We start from the raw sequence: 5,740 nt of genomic DNA on the forward strand, positions 1-5,740 counted from the left end.
GTATGTTTAAATCCAATCGTTCCTTTGTATCCTGAACGATTTGAATTATTGAAAGAGTGTTCATATCTTGTATCAACGTAAAGATTACTTTTTTGTCCTAAAGGAGCTTGGGCACCTAGTCCAATTTCTCCCCAAGTTGTACCAAGTTTTTCAGTTATTTTGTCTGAACCAATGTTTGTGTACTTGCTATCGTATTTTGTGAAGTCGTGCCACACGTTTGCGACTGCATAATATGAGTTTGTTCTACTATTACCATTGTCACCATTATATGCTAATCTTACGCCAGCTCTTCCACGAAGTCCGTTTCTGTTATCTTGGTTGACATTTCTTAATCCGTCATTAAACGATTTTGTATTCAGATATTGGTAAATTAATTGAGCTTGCGGTTCAACTGACCAATTCCCATTTTTTGAGATATCAAAAGATTTTCCAGCTTCTCCTGAAAGTAATAACCCAAAGCCGTTTTGTTTTGCACTGTAATCATCTCTTGAATTATATTTATTTTGTAAGTAAGAAACTTGTCCTACTAAATCGTAATATGAACCTTTGGGAGTATATTTAGTTTTTGTAATTCCTAATGAAATACTTTCAGATTTTCCTTTTCCTGTATACTTGCTATCAGAAATTTTTCCATTTTCAGCACGGTATTCATCAAAAAAGTCCGTACTTGCTCTGTTATACGAAATATATCCACCTAGCAAATGATCATTTCCATTTTTATCCTTATTAATTTTAAAATCGTGTCCAATTTGTACACCATAAAGATTTCCTTCATACTGGAATCTGTCTGTTCCATTTTCATTTAATCCACTTCCATAAATTCTTGTCCAAATTTGTCCTTTATCAGCCGACATATTTTCTAAATCAAGAATTCTATTTTCTCCTCTTCTTTCGTGTAAAGTTCCAACAGTTGAGTATCCCATTTCCATATTAACTTTTGGCATCAATACATATGCAGAAACAGGTTGTGCCATAATGTAAATTGGACGGCTAGAACCAGAAGATCCTCCAGTTGCCCCAGAGCTTCCAAGTGGCGAGATTGTCCAGTAATATTCCCAAATTCCATTAACTTGTCTACTAGTAAGCTGTGCTTCAGCTGCTCCAGCAGTTTTTGCAGTTCCAGTAAATGTAGTTGGTGTAGAATTTCCAGCAACTTTTACAACTGGGACACTATTTAATCTTGTAGAAAGTTGCTGAACATTTCCAGGAATATAATTTTCAAATATATTTTCTTGTGGGGTATCATCAATATAAATTGGTACTACTTTTGTTGTTCCAGTTGCATTTCCTGTGATATAAACTAAATCTGATTCTGAGTTTTCCCCATTTTCACCACCTGGTGCATTCCAAAGAGTATTCATTTCAATTCTACCATTATCTCCATGATAATTTCCTTCTATAATAAGTTTATCCTTATTAGAATCATTTGTTAACTGAATAAGTCCACTGTTATTTAAAGTTCCATCATTATTAATTCCATCAGATGTCAATTTTATATGATAAATTGAAGTTACCCCATCACTTTCTGTAACATTACTTTCATCAAATGATAAAAAAGATTTTTTATCTATATTTAATGAATTAATTGTTGCTCTTTGTTCAGAAAGAGAACTATTTTTACTTAATCCCCAGTATGCTCCACCTACCAAATTTACATTTAAAACAGATTTTCCATGTTTTGTCATTAAACCTAATATTTGTGTCCCACCATCACCTTCAGTGCTATCATCTATTCCATTAACTGTCAATTCTGAATAAACACCATTTGCTTCATCTGCATCAACTTCAACTAGCCAACCATCAGCGGCTGAATGAATTTGTGATTTAAAACCATCAGTACCGATTAAATTAAGTTCTGCATTTTTTATACCATATCCATTTTTAGCTTCAACTTTTACAGTAGATACTGTTGGATTTGGTGCTGTTATAAAAACATCTTTTAAAGTTACTTTCTGATTTATAGCATTGGAATTTGTTACTGTATATAAAATTGCTTCTTTTGATGGACCAAAATTCATGTCAATATTACTTGATACTCCAATCTGACCAGTCGCTTTAAATTCAGTATTTGAATCTGTAACTGTTATCAAAGTTCTGGGTGTAAATGAAGGACTTGGCGTTTTTGAATCTATATTTCCTTGTCCTGTAAAAATAAATTTTTTACCTCCACTAATCCTAAAAACACCATGTGAATAATTATTATAATTAAAAACATCTCCATCTCCTGTAATAGAATTTACAATATATTCACCATTAACATTTGGAGTTATAGTTGTTGCCACCGAAAGTCCACCTGTCATCAAAAATGTGATTAGAAGTGCTTTTGTGTACTTTTGTTTCTTTTTTAGAATTTTCTTTAAAAATCTTTCTATTTCTTTCATAATTGTCTCCTTTGTTGCTATTTTTTTTTTTTTTTTTTTGAAAACTTAATTAAATTATACCATTTTTTTTAGTTTCTGTCAAAAAAATATAAAATTATAAATCAGCAACTCTCTGATGAAATATTACAAAAAATTTTATTATCAACATAAATTAAATTTTAATATAGCAAAATTTCTAAACATCAGGATATTCCCTCACAACTCCAGTAATATTACAAGCACTTTCAATCACAGGAAACATCATAACCGCCCCAGTTCCTTCCCCCAATTTCATATTCATAAAAAGCATCGGCTCTAAATCCAGTTCCTTCATAATATATTTCATTCCTGGCTCTTCGCTTAAATGTGAAGCAATCATAAATTCTCTGGTAGCTGGGCAGATTTTGTAGGCAATAAGAGCGGAAACAGCAGAAATAAATCCGTCTATCACAACAGGAACACGATTTTTAGCACATCCTAAATAAGTTCCAGCCATTCCGGCAATATCCAATCCCCCAACTTTAGCCAATACATTTATTATACTTTTTTGATATTCTTCCGTTTTAAAATTTTCAAAATTTATTTTACTTTCAAAATCCATATTTCCTTGTTCTTTTCTAATCTTCTTTTTTCCTTCAGCATTTTTACTTTTTTCAAAAAAATCTAGCAATCCATTTACTTGAATCGCCTTTTTTACAACATTTTTTTTATGTTCCAAAGTTTTATCATCAATTCCGCTCCCATAACCAATAATCTCATTTATTGGTAAATCCGTAAGAACCTTTAAAACCGCACTGCTAGTTGTAGTGTTCCCAATCCCCATTTCTCCAGTTGCAAACAAATTATATCCATCCTTCATAAATTCATCAACCATCTCAATCCCAGTTTCTATTGCTTTTACAGCCTGTTCATAAGTCATTGCGGCTTCTTTTGAAATATTATTAGTTCCAAATTCCATAATTTTTTTATCAATAATCCCTTTGAAATTTATCTTATTTTTAATATCCGAACTTTTATCAATTCCCAAATCTACTACTTTAATATCCGCATTGTAAACCATCCCAAGAGCATTAATCGATGATTTTCCATTTAACATTGCTTCCACAACATATTGTGTTATCACTCTTTTAGATTTACTTACCTTTTCCCGTTCTACTCCATTATCAGCCGCCATAACAAGCACCATCTTTTTATCAGGCTTATAATTTTCGTCAATTCCTTCTAGCTGAATTGCCAATTTTTCGAGCTTTCCCAGCCCTTTTGGAGTTTTTAACAAGGAGTTTAGTTCTTTTTCCTTTTCTTCCATTCTATTTTTATCTAGCGGTTTTATTTTTTTTATTGTATCAAATAATAATTTTCCCATTTATTATTCCTCTATTCATAATTTTATTATAGTAAAACTGATTTAAAACTGAACTCAAAAGCTATGACTATTTCACTCAAACCTTAGGTTCACATAATTTTTAATAGTTCAATTTTGAATGGGTTCAAGTATATTTATAAATAGATATGCTCGACAATCTAACTTTTTTTATCTATACACCACAATATTTATTTTATTTAAATCTTAAACACATATAATTTTCAAATAAGACTAATAATAAATAACATCTTGCAATCAAAAATAATTTAATACTATTACCCATTAAAACAATTGAGTTTTTATAATTCCGTTTAGCAAGGGGTCAAGACCCCTTGTCAGAAAGTAAATAGGAAATCATTTCTTTTTTTCAAATGGGGTTTAGTATAAGACCTATTTCTAAAATTTTTATTCCATTTTAAACAGTTCCAGACTTTTTAGAAATTTTTTCAAAAGTTTTTTCCACACCAGTCAATATTTTTTCCATATCTTCGTCACTATGAACATAAGATACAAAATGTGCTTCATATTTTGAAGGTGGAACAATCACGCCATTTTCCAGCATTGTATCAAAATATATACTGTAAAATTCACTATCTGTATTCATTGCATCTTCTAAAGTTTTTACTTTTTCCTTTGCAAAAAATATTGTGAAAAGGCTTCCAAAATAATTTACAGTTGCTGGAACATTGTATTTTTTTATTAATTCATTAATTTTATTTACTAGATTTTCTGTTTTTTTATTTATACTTTCATAAATTTCAGGATTTTCCTTTAAAATTGAAATAGTTTCTATTCCAGCTGCAACTGAAATCGGATTTCCAGAAAGTGTTCCAGCATGATAAACATTCCCAACAGGTGAAATCAAGTCCATAATCTCTTTTTTCCCTCCAAAGCCACCAACTGGATAACCACCACCAATAATTTTCCCTAAAATGGTCAAATCAGGTGTAATTCCAAATATTTTTTGAGCTCCTCCCAATGAAACTCTAAATCCTGAAATTACCTCATCAAAAATCAGCACAATATTTTCCTTTTGTGTAATTTTACGCACTTTTTCCAAATATTCCTTTTCTGTTTCAATAATCCCCATATTTGCAGGAATCGGCTCAATAATCACACACGCAATATCCTTATCATTTTCCAAAGTTTCCTTTAACTTTTCAAAATCCCCAAAAGGCAATGTTATCGTATCTTTCACAACTCCTTCAGTAATTCCGTTACTATCCTGATGCTCAAAAGTCAAAAGCCCTGATCCAGCCTTAACTAACAGCGAATCCGAATGTCCGTGATAACATCCTTCAAACTTTATAATCTTATTTTTCCCAGTAAATGCACGAGCAACTCTCACACTAGCCATTGCCGCTTCTGTCCCAGAAGTAGTTAATCTCAATTTTTCAATTGATGGAAAACAACTTTTTACAAGCTCTGCCAATTCCACTTCTTTTTTCGTAGGCAGTCCAAACGAAGTCCCATTTTCAAGCTCTCTTTTCACGGCTTCCAAAACTTTCGGATAATTATGTCCCAGAATCATCGGTCCCCAAGACCCAATCATATCCACATACTCATTTCCATCTTCATCATAAAGTTTACTTCCATTTCCACTTTTAATGAAAATCGGATACTCCTTATCAACAGACTGAAATGCCCTAACTGGACTATTTACCCCACCTGGTATTGATTTTTTAGCTTTTTCATAAATTTTTTTTGAACTATTTGTATTCATTTATATTTTCCTCTTTTCCTGATTTCATTTTCTTTTTATTTTATTTAATTTAGGCAAAATTACTTTTCAATACATTTTATCATATTTATTTTAATTTTGAAAATAGTATACTATTTTTGACAGAGTAAAAATATTTTACTTCGTTATATTTCTCATTTAAATAATGTATTTTTAAAACAAAAAAAATAACCACATAAAGTAGTTATTAATACAATTATTATCAGTAATTTATTAATGGAGGCGACAACCAGATTCGAACTGGTGTACAAGGTTTTGCAGACCTCTGCCTAAGCC

The 5,740-nt window shown here is 31.1% G+C and carries 3 protein-coding genes; all 3 read right to left on the bottom strand.

Going from position 1 to position 5,740, the window contains the following annotated elements; translation table 11 throughout:
- The coding region (locus ACO409_RS10000; protein ID WP_485556885.1) for an autotransporter family protein at window positions 1-2,381 on the bottom strand (2,381 nt) is incomplete at its 3' end.
- A gap of 175 nt (window positions 2,382-2,556) precedes the next feature.
- Entirely contained in the window at window positions 2,557-3,723 is a 1,167-nt protein-coding gene (locus tag ACO409_RS10005; protein WP_485556887.1) for a nicotinate-nucleotide--dimethylbenzimidazole phosphoribosyltransferase, read from the bottom strand.
- A gap of 415 nt (window positions 3,724-4,138) precedes the next feature.
- Window positions 4,139-5,446 carry a glutamate-1-semialdehyde 2,1-aminomutase gene (gene hemL, locus ACO409_RS10010; RefSeq protein ID WP_485556888.1) on the bottom strand — a complete coding sequence of 436 codons (1,308 nt, stop codon included), beginning with the start codon at window positions 5,444-5,446 and terminating at the stop codon, window positions 4,139-4,141.
- Window positions 5,447-5,740 lie beyond the last annotated feature (294 nt).

This window comes from Leptotrichia sp. (assembly GCF_057270615.1).